This is a genomic window from Streptomyces sp. P1-3 (genome assembly GCF_050613155.1).
In the GTDB taxonomy this organism is placed as follows: Bacteria; Actinomycetota; Actinomycetes; order Streptomycetales; family Streptomycetaceae; genus Streptomyces.
The window spans coordinates 7,761,122-7,777,008 of record NZ_CP192512.1; the positions used below are offsets into that span (position 1 = coordinate 7,761,122).

Annotated in this window: 16 protein-coding genes; 7 read left to right on the top strand and 9 right to left on the bottom strand. The window is 69.6% G+C overall.

Annotated features, from left to right (window positions below; all coding sequences use genetic code 11):
• Window positions 1–5: 5 nt before the first annotated feature.
• Complete coding sequence (locus ACQUSR_RS33220) at window positions 6–626, bottom strand: TetR/AcrR family transcriptional regulator (RefSeq protein WP_431047040.1); 621 nt, start codon at window positions 624–626, stop codon at window positions 6–8.
• A 93-nt stretch (window positions 627–719) separates the two neighbouring features.
• On the bottom strand, window positions 720–1,286 hold the full coding sequence (locus tag ACQUSR_RS33225; RefSeq protein WP_431047990.1) for a TetR/AcrR family transcriptional regulator: 567 nt from the start codon (window positions 1,284–1,286) through the stop codon (window positions 720–722).
• Window positions 1,287–1,371: 85 nt separating this feature from the next.
• Between ACQUSR_RS33225 and ACQUSR_RS33230 the strand changes: the two genes are divergently transcribed.
• Window positions 1,372–1,899: a DUF3995 domain-containing protein gene (locus ACQUSR_RS33230; protein ID WP_431047042.1), complete on the top strand. Its 528-nt coding sequence runs from the start codon at window positions 1,372–1,374 to the stop codon at window positions 1,897–1,899.
• Between the two features lie 100 nt (window positions 1,900–1,999).
• Here ACQUSR_RS33230 and ACQUSR_RS33235 read toward each other — a convergent pair whose 3' ends face one another.
• On the bottom strand, window positions 2,000–3,706 hold the full coding sequence (locus ACQUSR_RS33235; RefSeq protein ID WP_431047044.1) for a S8 family serine peptidase: 1,707 nt from the start codon (window positions 3,704–3,706) through the stop codon (window positions 2,000–2,002).
• A 407-nt stretch (window positions 3,707–4,113) separates the two neighbouring features.
• A complete protein-coding gene (locus ACQUSR_RS33240; RefSeq protein WP_431047046.1) occupies window positions 4,114–5,442 on the bottom strand; it encodes a cytochrome P450 in 1,329 nt (442 codons plus the stop codon).
• 310 nt (window positions 5,443–5,752) lie between these two features.
• On the opposite strand from ACQUSR_RS33240, the gene ACQUSR_RS33245 reads away from it, so the two are divergent.
• Window positions 5,753–6,139 (top strand): GNAT family N-acetyltransferase, encoded by a 387-nt coding sequence (locus ACQUSR_RS33245; protein WP_431047048.1) that lies wholly within the window; start codon window positions 5,753–5,755, stop codon window positions 6,137–6,139.
• Between the two features lie 36 nt (window positions 6,140–6,175).
• Here ACQUSR_RS33245 and ACQUSR_RS33250 read toward each other — a convergent pair whose 3' ends face one another.
• Together ACQUSR_RS33250 and ACQUSR_RS33255 are read right to left on the bottom strand one after the other, a co-directional pair.
• Window positions 6,176–7,219, bottom strand: coding sequence for an NAD-dependent epimerase/dehydratase family protein (locus tag ACQUSR_RS33250; RefSeq protein ID WP_431047049.1), 1,044 nt, complete (start codon window positions 7,217–7,219; stop codon window positions 6,176–6,178).
• A complete protein-coding gene (locus tag ACQUSR_RS33255) occupies window positions 7,216–8,136 on the bottom strand; it encodes a helix-turn-helix transcriptional regulator (protein WP_431047051.1) in 921 nt (306 codons plus the stop codon). Before ACQUSR_RS33255 ends, ACQUSR_RS33250 begins: the two co-directional genes overlap by 4 nt.
• Window positions 8,137–8,500: 364 nt before the next feature.
• On the opposite strand from ACQUSR_RS33255, the gene ACQUSR_RS33260 reads away from it, so the two are divergent.
• Window positions 8,501–8,704 (top strand): hypothetical protein, encoded by a 204-nt coding sequence (locus tag ACQUSR_RS33260; RefSeq protein ID WP_431047053.1) that lies wholly within the window; start codon window positions 8,501–8,503, stop codon window positions 8,702–8,704.
• A gap of 236 nt (window positions 8,705–8,940) precedes the next feature.
• Here the strand turns inward: ACQUSR_RS33260 and ACQUSR_RS33265 are convergent, their stop codons facing one another.
• Complete coding sequence (locus ACQUSR_RS33265) at window positions 8,941–9,393, bottom strand: winged helix-turn-helix transcriptional regulator (protein ID WP_431047055.1); 453 nt, start codon at window positions 9,391–9,393, stop codon at window positions 8,941–8,943.
• Window positions 9,394–9,495: 102 nt separating this feature from the next.
• Between ACQUSR_RS33265 and ACQUSR_RS33270 the strand changes: the two genes are divergently transcribed.
• Window positions 9,496–10,761 (top strand): MFS transporter, encoded by a 1,266-nt coding sequence (locus ACQUSR_RS33270; protein ID WP_431047057.1) that lies wholly within the window; start codon window positions 9,496–9,498, stop codon window positions 10,759–10,761.
• Window positions 10,762–11,245: 484 nt separating this feature from the next.
• Complete coding sequence (locus ACQUSR_RS33275; protein WP_431047059.1) at window positions 11,246–12,163, top strand: aminoglycoside phosphotransferase family protein; 918 nt, start codon at window positions 11,246–11,248, stop codon at window positions 12,161–12,163.
• Window positions 12,164–12,258: 95 nt separating this feature from the next.
• Here ACQUSR_RS33275 and ACQUSR_RS33280 read toward each other — a convergent pair whose 3' ends face one another.
• The gene (locus tag ACQUSR_RS33280; protein WP_431047061.1) at window positions 12,259–13,158 is read right to left on the bottom strand and encodes a dihydrodipicolinate synthase family protein; all 900 of its coding nucleotides are present in this window, start codon (window positions 13,156–13,158) and stop codon (window positions 12,259–12,261) included.
• Between the two features lie 68 nt (window positions 13,159–13,226).
• Window positions 13,227–14,561 (bottom strand): aminotransferase class I/II-fold pyridoxal phosphate-dependent enzyme, encoded by a 1,335-nt coding sequence (locus ACQUSR_RS33285; RefSeq protein ID WP_431047063.1) that lies wholly within the window; start codon window positions 14,559–14,561, stop codon window positions 13,227–13,229.
• Window positions 14,562–14,598: 37 nt separating this feature from the next.
• On the opposite strand from ACQUSR_RS33285, the gene ACQUSR_RS33290 reads away from it, so the two are divergent.
• Together ACQUSR_RS33290 and ACQUSR_RS33295 are read left to right on the top strand one after the other, a co-directional pair.
• Window positions 14,599–15,156 carry a recombinase family protein gene (locus ACQUSR_RS33290; RefSeq protein ID WP_431047065.1) on the top strand — a complete coding sequence of 186 codons (558 nt, stop codon included), beginning with the start codon at window positions 14,599–14,601 and terminating at the stop codon, window positions 15,154–15,156.
• A 152-nt stretch (window positions 15,157–15,308) separates the two neighbouring features.
• Complete coding sequence (locus ACQUSR_RS33295; protein WP_431047067.1) at window positions 15,309–15,869, top strand: hypothetical protein; 561 nt, start codon at window positions 15,309–15,311, stop codon at window positions 15,867–15,869.
• The last annotated feature ends 18 nt before the right edge of the window (window positions 15,870–15,887 follow it).

Here is a 15,887-nt window from a genome sequence, read left to right on the forward strand (position 1 = left end):
ACTCCCTACTCATAGGGGGCGTTGACGAGACCGAGGGCGAAGATCTCCAGCACCTGCGCGGCGAGGTGTTCCGCCTGCTCGGTCGGCAGGTAGCCGTCGGTGATCATCTGCGCGAGTCCGTACACCACCACCTGGCTGGCCAGCCCCATCACCGCGGGATCACCCCCGCGCAGCACCCCGGCCCGCTGGCCCTCCACGATCAGGCCGGTGAGCGCCTGTTCGATCCCGGACATCTGCTCGCTCAACTCGGCGGGCTGCTCCGCGCCGAACACCCTCGACTTGACCAACTCGAACCGGTGAGGATGCCGTATCGCATAGCGTACGAACCCCAGCCCGAAATCCCGCAGCGCCGGCCCCTCGCCCTGTGTCATCTGGGCGGCCTGCCACTCCTCGAAATCCGCGAGCACTCGCCCCGTCACCGCCGTTAGCAGCGCCTGCCGGTCCGTGAAATGCCGGAACGGCGCCCCCGGCGAGACGCCCACCCGACGCGCCACTTCCCGCATGCTCACCTGTCCGGGCCCTCGCTCGTCCAGCATGTCGAGCGCGGCGGAGACGAGCGCGGAGGGGAGCGAGCCGTGGTGATAGCCGGTGCGTTGAGCGCGCTCTGCGGCAGCCTGGTCTTTCATAGGTGCAGTGCTACCACAGGCATCCGAGGCGGGTGTTCCCCCGGTGACGACCACTGCCGCGGTCATGGCGACCGTTGTCAGCCCCTGGGGCCCTCAGTGCGGAGAGTCGAGCAACCACCTCGTTGTGAGTTCGTGGACGTCGGCACGGCTGCGATCGCCGTGGTCGGCGAGAACGAACCGGTCGGCGATGTGCAGTGAGAAGGTGATCAGGCAGCGTGCCTCGACTTCGTCCTCGTCGGCGCAGAAGGCGCGGAACAGCGAACGCAGGTAGTCCATGTGGCGGTTGTCGACGCGCCGAAGGCGTTCGGCGACCGCCGGATCGCGCCGGGCCCAGTCGCGAATCGCAAGCTCGGTCGTGATGTCGGTGTCGAGCCCGTCACCGGTTTCGGCGATCGCGAACAGGTGGCGCAGCCGGGCTTTCGCATCGCCGCCTTCCTTCTCGACGCGTGCTTCCACGTCGTCGGTGACCTCGCGTTCCCAGCGGTCGAGCATCTCCTCGAGCAGGGCGCGCCGGTCGGAGAAGTATCCGTAGAAGCCGCCCTTGGATACGCCCAGAGCCTTCGCCAGCGCCTCGATCTGGACGGCATCCGGGCCGCCTGCCGCGAGCGCGCGCAGTCCTTCGTCGATCCACTTGTGACGCGGGGTGCGAGCCACCGCCATGATCTGCTCCGTTCCGCTTCGATCACCCATCTATACGGCATCGTATAGATGGGTGCTAGGCTTTCATCTATACGATGCCGTATAGATGAGGGATGGTCATGACACTCCCGCGCGCCACGCGCACATCCCGTCCGAACAAGCCGAAGCTCGCGCGCAGCACACTGAGTTGGAGGCACTGAATATGGTCCGCACGGTGGTCCCTATGGTGTTGGCGATTGTCCTCACGGCAATCGGCTTGTTGCACTTCGTCTGGGCGTTCTCCCCCTGGCCGATGAAGGATGCGATGACGTTCACCAAGACGATCGGTGGCAGCGACGATGGCAGGATGCCGTCGGCACCGAGCACCGTTCTGGTGGGTCTGGCGCTGATCGGTGGCGCTGTGCTCACCCTCATGGTGAACGAGTCCATCCCGGCGATCGGCCCGGACTGGCTGCGATTGGTGGGCATGTACGGCTTGACGGTGGTGCTGCTCGCCCGTGGCCTGGGCGGATACTTCATGAACTCCGGAGCGGCCAGCGAATTCCAGCGGTTGAACACCGTCCTGTACTCGCCATTGTGTGTGGCACTCGCCTCCCTGGGCGGCATTGTCGCGGTAGCCGCGAGCAGGCGTTAGCCTCGGCCTTCACACGAGGGGTGACGTCCTGGTCCGCAAGACCGGTCTGGTCGAGGCCCGGATGCCGAGAAGGATCAGCACGTGACTTCACCGGAACTGCTCAGAGCGCCCGGACCGCCGGTTCGAGTGTGGCCAGGTTGGGCATCACGCCGATCCGGAAGTCGTCCGCGGCCGCGGGCCGGGTGTTGAGGTCGCGGTCGCTCAGAAGCGCCCGAAGCTGTGCGGGTGTCAGGAAGTCGCCGGAAATCGCGCGTCGGATGTTCTGCAGCACCACGGCCACCCCGGCGACGATTGCCGATGCCCCTGAGGTGCCGCCGAAGTTCGTGCGGTACGGCTGGTTCGACGCGGGGTTCAACAGTGACGAGGTGGTCAGAATATTCTCTCCCCACGCGTAGCAGTCGACGCGATTTCCGTGGTTCGACCTCTGGTTTCCGGGAAAGACCATACGGGTGTGCGGGTGCGCTGAGGTCGCGGCGGCCACCATGACGGCGCCGCTGTCGAAGAAGGCACCGGTAGTGTCATTGCGGTCGAAGATCCGACCGGAATCGAACGGACGCCCTGGCGCAACGAAGGTATCGAGGTTCACGCCGTCACCGAACCCGTTGCCCGCGGCCTCGATGACCGTGATGCCCTTCCTCGTCAGCTCCTGAATGGCCAGGTGGATGAAGAGGTCTGTCTCGATCGGCCGGTGGTGCTGCGCCTCCTGCTGCTCGAGCAGGACGATGCTCCCCGCTCCGATGCCGGGTGTCGTACCGATCACGGTCAGAGCCACCGCGACCGCGTCGGTGCCGGTCGGTGTCTCCACCGGGGCGACCGACGCCTTGACGTTCGGCGCCAGCCCGAGCATGCCCTTCTGGTTGTCGGTCGCCATCACGACCCCGAGCACGTTCGTCCCGTGGTTGACCAGCTCCGAGTCCCTGGAGACCCGCCCGCTGGGGAGAATGGGGACGCGGTTGACGCCGCTCGTGTCCACGAGGTCCTCATGGGTGAGCTGCCAGCCCCATTCCACATCGACGAAACGAACCTCGTTCCCGTCCGCGAACGGCAGCGCCCAGGTATGCAGCCCGTCGACCCCGACCGGTGCCGCGCTCACGTACCCCTGCCCCACGATCAGCGGGTCGTCCGCTGTGACCACGGCCGGCACCACCTGCTGCTCGACGTAGGCGCGTTCGACGAAAGGCAGGGACTCCACAGCTGAGGCGACCTGATCGGCCGGCCCGTCGGGCAGCGGGATCACGTAGAAGGAGAGCAGCGGCTGGGACGGGGTTCCGTGGATCGCCTCGTTCTCGCTCAGCCACTGCCGCACCGCCTCCGGGTCGACGCCCGGCAGGCCCCTGTTGAGCGCGAGGCGGAGGTCCGGGAAGGCGGCGGTGACGCTGTCCCAGGCCGCGCGGTCCTCGGGTGGGAGCGACTCCTGAGCGTCGTTCTCGTACGGGACCCGGGCGGCCGCTTCGTCGCGCAGCTTGACGATGACCTGGGGTGTGAACGGCCTCTGCGGATCGCCCTCCGCTCCGTACGCGATCTCGTCCAGCCGCCAGACCGTGCGGGGACCGACGTCGTCGATCACTTCGGCGGCGGGGACGAGGAGGACCTCCTGCTTGAATCGGGCGACGGCGGAGGCGGTCTCGTTGCCGTAGTCACCGTCGGCACCGAACCCCGGCAGGCTGCCGGCGTCCCAGATGAGCAGGGCGCTCTGCAGGCGGTTGACAGGAGCGAACGCGTTGTTCAGCTCCCTGTTGATCCGCGTCTCGTTCCGGGCGACGGCCTCGAGGATCGGCTCACCCTGGAACAGCTGTGACAGAAACACGGGATCCCCATTCTTCCGGTCGCACGACCGATGGAGCGGCACGGTTGTCGGCCTGGATCATCTGAGCCCCCGGAGGGTGGACACACTCACGGGAAGCCCGATCTCGGGCAGAGCAGGGCCATCCGCCAGGAGCGTGATGGAGCCCTGCGGCAGCGGCGCGGGCAGCGGGTGGCTCCCTGAACGGCTGCGAGCCGCTGCGAATGCCTCGAATGTCGAACGGAGCGCGGCCTGCCACGTGCACTCCTCATCCAGTATCGCGCGGCTGCGGCCGGCCGCAACGTAACGGCCGGCCGCATGACGTCGCCGGGCGGCGGTGGCGGACAGATCTCGTCGTCGTCCCCGCCACCGGCCAGGAGAGGGAGAGGAAGGTGAGTGTTGCCTGGGCCGATACTGCCCGACGAGATGTCCTAGCAGGCGGTGAGGATGGCGGGGGTCGGGCCGTCCGGGCGGACGGTGATGCTGTAGGCGGCCTTGGCGGGGGTGGAGTGGAAGGTCAGGGTGTGGGCGGGCAGCAGGTGCTCGAGGAGGATGGTCGACTCGCGGAGGGCGAACTGCAGGCCGAGACAGGCGCGGGGGCCGATACCGAAAGGCAGGTAGGCGCCTGGAGGGGTGGGGCGGCTACCCGGGGTGGTGAAGCGCCGCGGGTCGAAACGCTCGGGGTCCGGCCACAGCTCAGGGTCGCGGTGCACGAGGTAGGGGCAGACCAGGATATCGGTGCCCGCCTCGATGGCGTAGCCGGCCAGGGTGTCGTCCTCGGTGGCGTGGCGGGGCAGGATCCAGGCGGACGGGTAGAGCCGGAGCGTCTCGTTGACCAGGGCCTGGAGGGCTTCCCGGCGCTGCGGTGAGCCTTCCTCGCCGGCGCCGAGCGCCTGTTCGCGGGCCGCGGGGTGGCGGTCGAGGAGCAAGTAGAACCAGGTCAGGGTGGTGGCGGTGGTCTCGTGGCCGGCGACCATCAGCGTGATCAGCTCGTCGCGGATCAGGCGGTCGGTGTACTCGGGGCGCTCGGTGGCCGCGTCGAGCAGGACGTGCAGCAGGCCGGGGCCGTCGGGGCCGGCAGCGCCGTGGCGGGCGGCCTCGATGGCGTGCCGGGCGACCGCGTCGATTCTGGCCAGGTCGGCGGCGACGGCCTCCTGGGCGTCGACGGCGTCGGCGGGCAGGGTCGGCAGGGCCGCCACCACGGTTCCCACGGCGGTCAGTTCGTGCTCGGTTTCGACATCGAGGGGGTGTCCGGTGAGGGATCGCCAGATGGTATCCAGGGCGAAGCGGCGCATCTCCTCGCCGACGTCGAGAGTCTGCCCGGCGCGGGCGTACTCGGCCCAGCGCTCGGCCGTGGTCCGGGCGGCCTCGCTGATCCGCTGCTCGTAGCGGCGCATCCCGGTTCCGGTGAACTGGGACTGCAACAGGCGCCGTTGCCGCTTCCATGCCTCGCCGGTGGCGGCGAGGACGCCGTCGCCGATCAACAGACGTGCGCGGTGGGAGCGCTTGACGTACCGGTCCGGATGTTGGGCGAGCACGTGCTGGATGGCCCGGGGCTCTGTGACCAGGACTGTGGGGCGCGGCCCGAGGCGGACCGCGGCGATACCGCCGAGCCGCTCGCGCGCCCGGGTCAGCAGATCGATCAGCTCCCCGCCTTCGGAGCGCCACTGCTCCATGAGGGCGGAGTCCAACTCGGGGACCGGCCGACCCGCTGCGGAAGCGTTCGGCGGGAGGGCGGCGGAACGGGCTTCGGTGGCCACGGGTCTTCTCCTGTTCAACCGCTGGGCTTGGTCCCTGACGGAGCGTGGGCATCACGGACTGTACGGGAATCGGCGTGTCCAGTGACAGCCCGCCTCGCAGCGGGAACGCCCTACAGGTACCGGTCCACCCATCGGTTGACCGCCCGCAGCCCCACCCCCACCCGCCTGCCGGGCGCACGGCTGACGACGGCGAGGCCCGGCGCGATAGGGGCTGCTGCGTACCCAACCGGTAAGCGATCTTGCTGTGTGCGTGGTCACAGCGGGTCATGGAGATACTCGGGCGGCGATCGCGGAGTTGCGGGCGACGGTGATGCGCCCGGACCTGGAGCGGTTGGGGCGGTTCGACGAGCATCGGGTCCGGCAGCGGCTGCGGGATTCCCTCTCCCCGCAGCACACGTCGGTCATCGTGGCCGATGGCGCCTTCGCGGGCTGCGTCACTGTGCGCCCGGCCGAGGACGGGCGGTGGCTGGAGCATTTCCATCTCGCTCCGGGCCTCCAGGGCCGGGGGCTTGGATCGGCTGTCCTGCGAACGCTGCTGAAGCCGATCGATGCCGACGGCGTGCTCGTGCGCCTGAATGTCCTGCAGGGCAGCGCCGCCCGGCGGCTGTACGAGCGCCACGGGTTCACCGTGGAGGTTCAGGACGCGGTCGACGCCTACATGGTGCGACGGCCGGGTGCGGGCGCCCTCGGAACGTGAAGAGGAGCTCCCGTCAGGCGCTGATCCCCCTGGCGATCACGGCTGTCCTGCTTCGGTGCGCCTGCGCCGGGCAAGGAACTCGTCCTCGGTCGCGTAGTCGAAGCACAGGCTGAAGTGCGAGGCATCCATCCTGGACCAGCTCCCCGCGCGGGCGGTGTCGACAAGCCAGTCGATCTCGGCAGTGACCATCGCCGCGTAATCCCCGGCCGGCCGGTACCCAAGGTCCTCGGCGGCGGACATGTCCAGGACAACCGGGCATGGCGAGTCCCATGGAGTCCGCCCCAGCGTGTCCGGGGCCGTCTCGTCGAGAAGGACCTCCTCCCATGTGTGGCCGAGGTGCCGGGAGACGACACGGGAGATCTCCAGCGCGCTCGGCGCATCGGGATCCGCACAGTTGAGGATCCGTGTGCCGGGCCTGGCGGCGATCGTCTTCACGAGGGCAGCGATGTTGGCCGCAGCCGTCGGCTGAACGATGCCGGCACCTTGGTGTGCGAGCAGTACTGCCTCGCGCCGGTCCAGAACCCGTTTCACGAACACCCACTCGCGCGGACATGCGGCACCCACTCCGTGGACGAGGGAAGGACGTACCACGGTGATGGGCAGACCGCTGTCCAAGGCGACGCGCTCGGCCGCGACCTTGTTGGCGCCGTAGCCTTCCCGGGAGTCGTAATCCATGTCGCCAGGCGCCATGGTGGGTTGGGTTTCGTGGATGGGCCCGTCGAAGCTTGGCTGGACGTCGGAGTTGGCGTGGTTGCCGTGGCTGTCGACGTACACGGCCCGGCTGGAGATCAACGCGGTCGAGGTGGCGTTCTTGGCCAGGGGAAGCAGGAGCCGGGCGTCGGCAGCTGTGTAGCAAATGCAGTCAACGAGCAGGTCGGCACCGTCGCCCAGGGCGGTTCGAAGCTGCGTGTCGTCAGCTCGATCCGCCTCGATGAAACGAACGCCACCGGCAGCGAGCTCGGGCGGCATGTGGGCGGCATTTCGGCCGGTGACATCCACATGCCAGCCAGCAGCCGACAGCCGCCGAGCGATCTCTCGACCGATCGGACCAGTACCCCCAAGCGCTAGCGCGCGAGTCATCGAGCGACCGTAGCAAGACAACCAAGGGCACCGCAGCCGCAATTCTGCGAGCTCTGTTGTGGGCAACCGCGCCGATGGGTTGCGGCGAGGAGCTGGAGGGCTGCGGTGGACGGCGAGTTCGGTTCGGCGTTGAGTACGACGAGGCGCTGTCCTGCGTCGGTCGGGAGGCGCATGACCTCTTCGCCGAGGGTGAGGGAACCGGCGAGCGGGTGGTGGTAGCGCTCCGCGGTGGAGCCGCATTCGCCGACCGGGTGCGCGGCCCACAGATCGGCGAATTCCTCGCTGAGGGTGGTGAGTTCGCCGATGAGGCTCAGTAGATCCCGGTCGTCGGGAAAGTGCCCGGCGGACCGCCGCAGAGCGGCCACCGCGTCCCTGGCCCGGCGGTTCCAGTCCGGGTACAGCTCGCGCTGGTGCGGGTCGAGGAACAGCAGGCGTGTCAGGTTGGGGCGGCTTTCGGCCGAATCATGTGGGGCGTTGTAGCCGAGGTGGTCGGCCAGCAGTGCGTGCGCCAGCCGGTTCCAGGTGAGTGCGTCGGTGCGGCGGCCGACGATGTAGGCGGGCACGGTGTCGAACGAGTCGATCATGGCGCGGAGTTGGGGCCGCAGCAGCTCGGGGTGGGGCTCGTGCCGGCGGGCTCGGGCCGGCTTGGCGAGGTTGTGCAGGTGGGCGGTCTCGATGTCGTCCAGGCGCAGCGCGCGGGCGAGTGCGTCGAGGACACCGTCGGAGGCGTGGTGACTTTGGCCCTGCTCCAGGCGGATGTAGTAGGCCACGCTGACTCCGGCGAGCTGCGCGAGTTCCTTCCGGCGAAGTCCGGGTACCTGGCGGCGTGCGCCGACCGGGTTCACCCCGACGTCCTGTGGCTGGAGTTGGCCGCGGCGGGAGCGCAGGAAGGCGCCCAGTCCGGAGGTGCGCTGCATGCCGTCACCATGCCCGAACCTGCGAGGCGTGGGGTGACCCTGTGAGGGGTACGCCCCGGTGGCGTACGAGTGGGGGAGGGCTGGGCAGCAGGCGAGCGTCACCGCAGGCTGCTCGGCATGACAACCACGAACCACGTGCCGGTGCTGGCCGGCGCACGCGTCCTGGTGGTGGGCACCGGGAAGATGGGGCTCGCCACCGCACGTCAGGCCCTCGCGGCCGGCGCCGAGGTCACCCTGTCCGGCCGCTCCCGGCACCGTCTTCCGGCCGTACCACCCGGGGTGCGGACCGTGGTCGCCGATCCGGAGGATCCGGACGAGGCGGTCCGGCTGCTCACGACAGGCGGACCGGGACCGCTGGATCACGTTGCCGTGCGAACTCGGCCCGATCCGGGTGAACGCGGTCAGCCCCGGCGGCATCGGAGTACACCCCAGCAACCGTCAGCTGATCGCGCACCCCGGCCAGCCGGACGACGTCGCGGCGATGGTCCTGGCCCTGATGGCCAATCCGGCTGTCACCGCCACCGTGGTCGACGTCGACGGCGGGGAGTTTCTCGGCAGGCTCGCATGACCGGCACCGCGGCGATGCCGCAGCACAGGCCGGCCTGGCGCTCGGGGTGCTGGCCGGTGCGCTCGCGCTGGACCTGAGCGGTCCGGCGGTCCCGAACGCCGCCCTGTCTTCCGCCGGAGCACGCTTGGCCTCGGGCGCTTTCCGCAGCACGCGCCGCAACCCTTCGCGCTGTTCATGCCACCCGGCCTCGGAATCGTCGGCAGAGTGGCGTGTCGGCACCGGGTCTCCGGCTCAGATCACTGGGTGGAGATCTTGTGGACGGTGGTGTCGTCGGGGTTCAGCCGTCGCCCGTCCGCGGACAGCACTTCCAGTGCGCGTAGGCGATGTCCCTGCCGGCGGTCGACCAACTGTGAGTGTGGTTCGCCGGGGGCGAAGAAGTGCTGTTCGCCCCACTGCCGCAGTGCCACGATGACGGGGAAGAGCGCCTTGCCCTTCGGAGTCAGTACGTACTCGCGGTAGGCGCTGCCGTCCGAGGCGGGGACGGATTCGAGGACACCGCCGGCGACCAGGGTGCGCAGCCGCGCGGTGAGGATGTTCTTCGCCACGCCGAGGCTGCGCTGGAACTCCCCGAAGCGCCGACTTCCGTCGAAGGCGTCCCGCACGATCAGCAGGGACCACCAGTCGCCGATCGCGTCCACCGACCGGGCGACGGGACATTCGCTGTCGTCGAAGCGCGTCCTGGTCACCATGCCGTCCCTCACTCTCACGATGGTTGCAACATGCTACCAAAAAGGCTACCGTCGCCGTCGCCATTGGTAGCAAGATGAAACCGGATATGCGGAGGAGTGCTGATGCCCGGCAACGGTGAGGCCGTGACACGACGGGCCGAGGCCCGAAGCGGGGAAGGTTCCGCGTTCGCCCTGTCCCGTGGCGTCGTCGTACTGTTCGCCGTCGCCTGCGGGGCCGCGGTGGCCAACGTCTACTTCTCCCAGCCGCTCCTGGTGACCATGGGCCACGACCTCGCCATGAGCCCGGCACTTGTCGGCAGCGTGGTCACCCTCACGCATGTCGGATACGGGCTGGGACTCTTCTTCCTCGTGCCGCTGGGCGACATGGCCGACCGCAGACGGCTCATCGTGGCCCAGTTGCTGCTCCTGGTGCTGGCGCTGGCCGTGGTGGCCGCCGCCCACACGGCGACGATCCTGCTCGCGGGCATGGCCGCGACGGGGCTTCTCGCGGTCGTCACGCAGACGCTGGTGGCCTTCGCGGCATCACTGGCCCCTCCCGCCGGACGCGGACGGGTCGTCGGTCTGGTCACGAGCGGCGTGGTCATCGGAATCCTGCTCGCCCGCACCGCATCCGGCCTCATGGCCGATCTGGCGGGCTGGCGCTCCGTCTACCTCACCTCGGCGTCGCTCACCGCTCTGCTCGCCCTGGTCCTGTACCGAGTGCTGCCGCGCCACAGTGACGCTCCGCCGACAACCCTGCGCTACGGACAGCTCCTGCGCTCCACGATCACCCTGTTCGCACGGGAACCACTGCTGCGGCTCCGGGCCCTGTTCGGTCTGCTGGTCTTCGCCGCCTTCAGCACCCTGTGGAGCAGCGTCGCGCTGCCGCTCAGCGAGGCCCCGTACTTCCTGCCCCACAGCGCGATCGGGGCGTTTGGGCTGATCGGTGTCGCCGGCGCCCTGGCCGCGACCGTGGCGGGCCGCCTGAACGACCGCGGACTCTCCCGGCGGACCACCGGCATCGCCTTGGCACTGCTCGCCGCCTCGTGGCTGCCCTTGGCCTTCACTCGCAGCTCGCTCTGGGCCCTGGTCGTCGGGGTGATCCTTCTCGACCTCGCCGTGCAGGCGGTCCATGTCACCAACCAGACCCTGATCTACGCGCTGCACCCGGACGCGGGCAGCCGGCTGATCGGCGGATACATGGTCTTCTACTCGATCGGCAGCGCCACCGGCGCCATCGCCGCGACCTCCCTCTACACGGTGGCCGGCTGGGGCGCCGTATGCGCACTGGGTGCCGCGTTCAGCTGCCTCGGGCTCGTGCTGTGGGCGTTCACTCGACACAGCGCCCCGGACCCCGGTGCGAAGGTGACCTCTCGCAGCAGAGCCTGAGCGTTCCCGCCGAGCGCTGAGTGGCGGGCGCGCCGCAGGGTCAGGGGAGTGTGCGGCCCTCCAGGGAGTAGCGACACAGCCGGCGCATGTTGCGGGAGCCGCAGCGGCCGCACCGAAGCCAGATGCATCCGGATCCTTGCCGACAAGAAGTCCGACAAGAAGTCCGGCAAGAACGCCGAACGCGAGGAACTCGGGGCAACTCGAACAACGCGTCGCCCCGCGCGGTCAGACACGCGTACAGCTGCGACCGGACGTGTGACACGTCCGCGAACGCATCCCGCAGGACGCCCTGATGCACCAAACTCACGACCACGGCCTTCGCGCTGATCCACTCTGTGACGGAGCACAGGATCGGGGCGAGGTCGCCTTCACATCCGCTGAACTGCGAAAACGCCGAGCAAGTTCGAAGTTCGTTCGACGCCTGAACTTGATACATATCCGCCCGAAATCCAGGCGGGCCGTTCCCCAACTACCGTTGTTCCACATGACAGTCACCGAGATGGACATCACCGAGGACTTGATCCGGGATCTGCTGCGCGAGCAGCACCCCGATCTGGCGGATCGCCCTCTGAAGCTCGGAGCGCTCGGCTGGGACAACCAGGTGTGGCGGCTCGGGGACGACCTCGCCGTCCGGTTGCCCTGGGCGACGCAGTCCGCGGACGCGCTGCTGCGCAAGGAACATGCCTGGCTGCCCCTCCTCGCCCCGCGCCTTCCTCTGCAGATCCCCGTCCCGCAGCGCCTTGGTGAGCCCTCCGAACGGTTTCCGCGGCCCTGGCTCGTCACCACCTGGGTACCGGGCGAGCCCGCAGACCGCGCCCCCGCCACGCGCGCCGCGGAGGCGGCCGTCACCCTGGCCGCCTTCCTGACCGCCCTCCACCGCCCCGCCCCCCACGGGGCGCCCGCAGGCCGAGACCGCGGTGGCCCGCTGGCCGACACCGCCGAACACTTCACCCAAGGGCTCGCCTCGGCCACCGAACTGGGGTTGATTCGCGACCCGGACGCCGTCCGCGCGGTCTGGGAAGACGCCGCCGCCGCACCCGACTGGGCAGGCCCAAGACTCTGGCTGCACGGCGACCTGCACCCAGCCAACATCCTGACCACGAACGGCACCTTCTGCGGCGTGATCGACTTCGGCGACCTCTTCGCCGGCGACCCGGCCTGCGACCTCGCCGCCGCCTGGATCCTGCTGCCGGACGGCGCCATCGACCTCTTCCACGAGACCTACCAGCCAAGCCCGGACGCCGCGACCCTACGCCGCGCCCGCGGCTGGGCGGTGCTACGCGCCCTCGCCTGCATCCACATCGCAGACGCCGGCGCCCACGGCCGCCCCGGAGGCAAACCCACCTGGGGCCCACCCGCCCACGCCGCACTGCAACGCCTCACCACAACGGCCCACCACTGATCAAGCACCCCGTCGGGAGGATAAAAAACAAGGTCAGTGCCTGTGCCCGAACCTGGCGGGTGTGAGAAGCCCTGGGGAGGTGGCTGCCGGAGGGCTCATGCGCCGGCGCCCAGATCCAAGTCCTCAAGAACGGCGATGAGCTGACGGCGGGCGTCGGGGGCGAGGCCACGCAGCGGCAGGGGTAGGTTCACCTCGGCGGCGCGTTGCAGGTGGGAGGCGGCAGCGGACATCACGCGCAGGCTGCCGTGTCGGCGGAACAGCTCCCACAGCGGTTCAAGCCGGTCGGACAGGGCCGCGGCGCGGCCTGCGTCTCCGTTGCGCGCCGCGCGGGTGAGGGCGAGCGCGGTCTCGGGGAACAGACCGCCGACGACCGAATACCACACATCGCATCCAGCGTTCAGTCCGGTGGCCGCCGCCCAGTCGCCGCTGATCCCGATGGTGACCGCCTCCGGGACCCGGGCCCGCAGTGCCTCGACACGCTGCTTGGCGGCGGCCGGGTCGCCGGGCACGGGCGGGATCTTGATGGAGGCGACCTGTGGCAGCTGAGCGATACGGGCGTGGAGCTCGTCGGTGAAGTGCACGTGGGTGGTACCGGGATTGTCGTAGACGCACAGTGGCACGGACAGCTCCCGGGTGACGTCCTCGTACAGGCCGAACACCTCGTCCTCGGTGAGAGGCTGGTACGTCATCGGAGCCAGCAGTACAGCCGACGCGCCCGCCGTCTGCGCGTCCTCGGCGAGCGCGAGGACCTGCGAGGTGCGCAGGGCGCCGATTCCGACCAGGACCGGCGTCCCGTCAGCGGCGTCGACGGCGATCCGCGCCGCCTGGGCGCGCTGGTCGTGGGAGAGGTAGGCATAGCCGCCGGTGGAGCCCAGCGCACCGATGGAGTCCACCCCGGCCTGGGCGAGGCGGCTGACGAGCTGGGCGTAGGCGTGTTCGTCGATGCCGGAATCGCTGGTGGGGGTGAGCGGGAAGGCGCTGAGGCCGGTGAACATGGCAGAGGGTCCCTTCGTACAGTGCGGTTGAGGCGGCGGCCGGTTCGGCCGCACGAGGTGTGCGGTGATCAGGCGGCCTGGGGGTTGGTCAGGACGGCGGCGAGGTCGTCGGCGAACTCCAGGGCGTGCTGTTCGGTGAGCGTGGCGGTGGTGACCCGCAGGGCCTGGCGCCCGGAGGAGCCGACGGCGAAGAGGTCTCCGGGCCGTACTGCCCAGCCGCGCCGCGCCAGCGCGTCTGTGACCGCACGGGCGTCGGTGTCCAGGTCGATCCACACGTTCAGCCCGTCCGGCCGGTACGCGGGCGGGGTGGCGATACCGCGTGCGTTGAGCGCGGTGACCAGCAGCCGACTGCGCTCGGCGTAGGCGGTGCGCGCCCGTGCGTGCAGCTCGTGCACCTGAGGGTCGAGGAGGAGCTGGCGGGCGGTGTGCTGCAGCAGCCGGCTCACCCACATCGTCCCGGCACGCAGTCGGGAATCCAGGTGTCTGGCGGTCTCCTCGTCGGCGGCGACCAGGGCCAGGCGCAGGTCGGGGCCGAGGAACTTCGACACCGACCGCACCAGCGCCCACCTGGCCGTCTCGGGCGGGATGATCCGTTGGTACGGCACGGCGGACACGGCCGAGAAGTGGTCGTCCTCGATCACCACAACCTGCGGATGGCGGGCGAGGACCGCACGCAGTTCAGCGGCCCGCTCGGCAGTCAGGCTCGCACCGGTCGGGTTGTGGGCGCGGGAAGTACACACCACCGCACGAGCGCCACCCTCCAGAGCGGCCCTCAGGGATTCCGGACGCATCCCGGAGTGATCCACCACGACTGGGGTGGCCCGCAGGCCGTTCACCCGCAGTGTGCCGATGCTCGCCAGGAAACAGGGGTCCTCGACCGCCACCGCGTCGCCCCGGGTGAGGTACGCGTTCAGCAGGCGTTCTGTGGCATCGACCGCTCCGTGGGCGACCAGGACCCTGAACGGGCGGCCCGCCACGTCCGCCGCGTAGCGGTCGGCCGCCCATGCGGCCAGTTCGGGGTCGACGGGGGGCGCACCGTAAAGCGGCTGCCGGTACGCGCCGCGGTTGGCGGCCGCAAGCATGTCCGGCAACAGCAGGGGGTCGGGGTTTCCGCTGGCCAGATCGATCAGTCTGCCGCCGAACCCCGCTCCCTCGCTGGCCGGTTGCGGTACGGACGCCACCACTGTCCCGCCCCGGCCGCGCGCCTCGGCCACACCGGCGGCCGCCAGCTGCCGGTACGCCGCGGCCACCGTGTTCCGGTTCACCCCCAGCTCGACCGCAAGGGTCCGCACCGGTGGCAGCCGGGTCCGCGGCGTCAGCTCCCCCGATGCGATCAGATCCCGCACGCTGCTCGCGATCTCCGTCGCCGTCGCTCCGCTGATCGGCACCCTTACCACCTCCATCACCGGACCCTAGCATTCGTCTTAGGACATAAGAAATATGTCCTATGCCAAAATCGGCCGGGACGCTTGCCGCGGCCGACCCCAGAGGATCGAACGATTGTCCAAGGTGTGGGGCCCCGCCGGGAGTCCGTGCCGCACCCGCGGCGGGAGACGGGCGACGAAGCACCACACCGCCCGCGATCCGGATCGGGTAGGCGCGCTGCTCGACCGCCGAGCAGGAACTCGCCAGCAGGTCGTCCTCACCGTCCACGAGCTCAAGCGCCTGGCCCGCGACGCCGCCGAGCTGATGACCCTGTCCAAGCAGCTCCAGACCGCCGGCGTCCAGCTCGAACTCCTCACCGGCCCGCTCACCGGCATCTACGACCCCCAGCGGCATGGGCGCCATGGTCTTCGCTCTCCTTGCCGTCTCCTTCCCGTCGCCGCCCAGCTCGACCGCAAGAGTGCTCGGCGGGACGGACGACGAGGTCATGGAGCTGCTGGCCGCACAGGCCCAGGACCGAGGAGACACCAAAGCCAAGATCATTTCTTGGCGCCAATGGCTGTTCCATGGTTCCCCGAGGCCGTCGTCCCCGGGAACCGTGAAATTGATCGGTAACGTTCCCGGGCCGCCGGGCGTGAACCCATTGAGAGCAAGCGCTGCCGGAGTCGGTCCGGCAGCCTCACGCAGTTGTGGGCTTCACGTCAGGCGGGACGGTCCATGGGACCGCACGGCCGGGGCGGGGAAGCCGGGGAGAAGAAGGCATGGGGATGAGCAAGAGGATGACCCGCGTCAAGCTGATGACGGCCGGGAGTGCGGCCGCCGCGCTGCTGTCGCTGACCGTGGCGGCGATGCCGAGTTCCGCGTCCGAAGGGGGCCGGCCGGACCGGCAGCCGGTGGCGGCGCAGGCCGCCGAGGCCAAGACCAAGGCTGCCCAGGGCAACACGAAGCAGGCGTTCCCGGAGAAGGTGTCCGGTAGCCCGTCCTCTCCGCTGACCAGGGTGAGCGACTTCTTCGGCGCGTACATCGACGCGAGGAAAGACGCGAGGAACGACGAGGGCAGCGGCGCGCTGTCGACCGTGCTCCGCAGGCACTACCTGTCCTCGGGGCTGGACAAGACGCTGATGGACTGGGAGCGGCGTCACAACGCCGATGGAGTGCTGCGCGCGCAGAAGGTGCCGGTGAAGTGGACCGTCACCGACAACGGAAACGGCAACAACTACTCCGCCGTCACCACCCTGACTTGGGGTGATGGCACCGAGACCAAGCTGTCCGTGCTCGCCTCCCGCGATGCGAAGAAGATCCTTTCCATAGAGCCGATCGAGTGGTGACCGCCAGGCGGTGAGCCG

Bases quoted from the DNA above. Each gene is read 5' to 3' on its own strand.
- ACQUSR_RS33220 (WP_431047040.1), bottom strand. From the start codon at position 626: ATGAAAGACCAGGCTGCCGCAGAGCGCGCTCAACGCACCGGCTATCAC.
- ACQUSR_RS33225 (WP_431047990.1), bottom strand. From the start codon at position 1,286: ATGGCGGTGGCTCGCACCCCGCGTCACAAGTGGATCGACGAAGGACTG.
- ACQUSR_RS33230 (WP_431047042.1), top strand. From the start codon at position 1,372: ATGAGGGATGGTCATGACACTCCCGCGCGCCACGCGCACATCCCGTCC.
- ACQUSR_RS33245 (WP_431047048.1), top strand. From the start codon at position 5,753: ATGCGCCCGGACCTGGAGCGGTTGGGGCGGTTCGACGAGCATCGGGTC.
- ACQUSR_RS33250 (WP_431047049.1), bottom strand. From the start codon at position 7,219: ATGACTCGCGCGCTAGCGCTTGGGGGTACTGGTCCGATCGGTCGAGAG.
- ACQUSR_RS33255 (WP_431047051.1), bottom strand. From the start codon at position 8,136: ATGCAGCGCACCTCCGGACTGGGCGCCTTCCTGCGCTCCCGCCGCGGC.
- ACQUSR_RS33265 (WP_431047055.1), bottom strand. From the start codon at position 9,393: ATGGTGACCAGGACGCGCTTCGACGACAGCGAATGTCCCGTCGCCCGG.
- ACQUSR_RS33270 (WP_431047057.1), top strand. From the start codon at position 9,496: ATGCCCGGCAACGGTGAGGCCGTGACACGACGGGCCGAGGCCCGAAGC.
- ACQUSR_RS33275 (WP_431047059.1), top strand. From the start codon at position 11,246: ATGACAGTCACCGAGATGGACATCACCGAGGACTTGATCCGGGATCTG.
- ACQUSR_RS33280 (WP_431047061.1), bottom strand. From the start codon at position 13,158: ATGTTCACCGGCCTCAGCGCCTTCCCGCTCACCCCCACCAGCGATTCC.
- ACQUSR_RS33285 (WP_431047063.1), bottom strand. From the start codon at position 14,561: ATGGAGGTGGTAAGGGTGCCGATCAGCGGAGCGACGGCGACGGAGATC.
- ACQUSR_RS33290 (WP_431047065.1), top strand. From the start codon at position 14,599: ATGTCCTATGCCAAAATCGGCCGGGACGCTTGCCGCGGCCGACCCCAG.
- ACQUSR_RS33295 (WP_431047067.1), top strand. From the start codon at position 15,309: ATGAGCAAGAGGATGACCCGCGTCAAGCTGATGACGGCCGGGAGTGCG.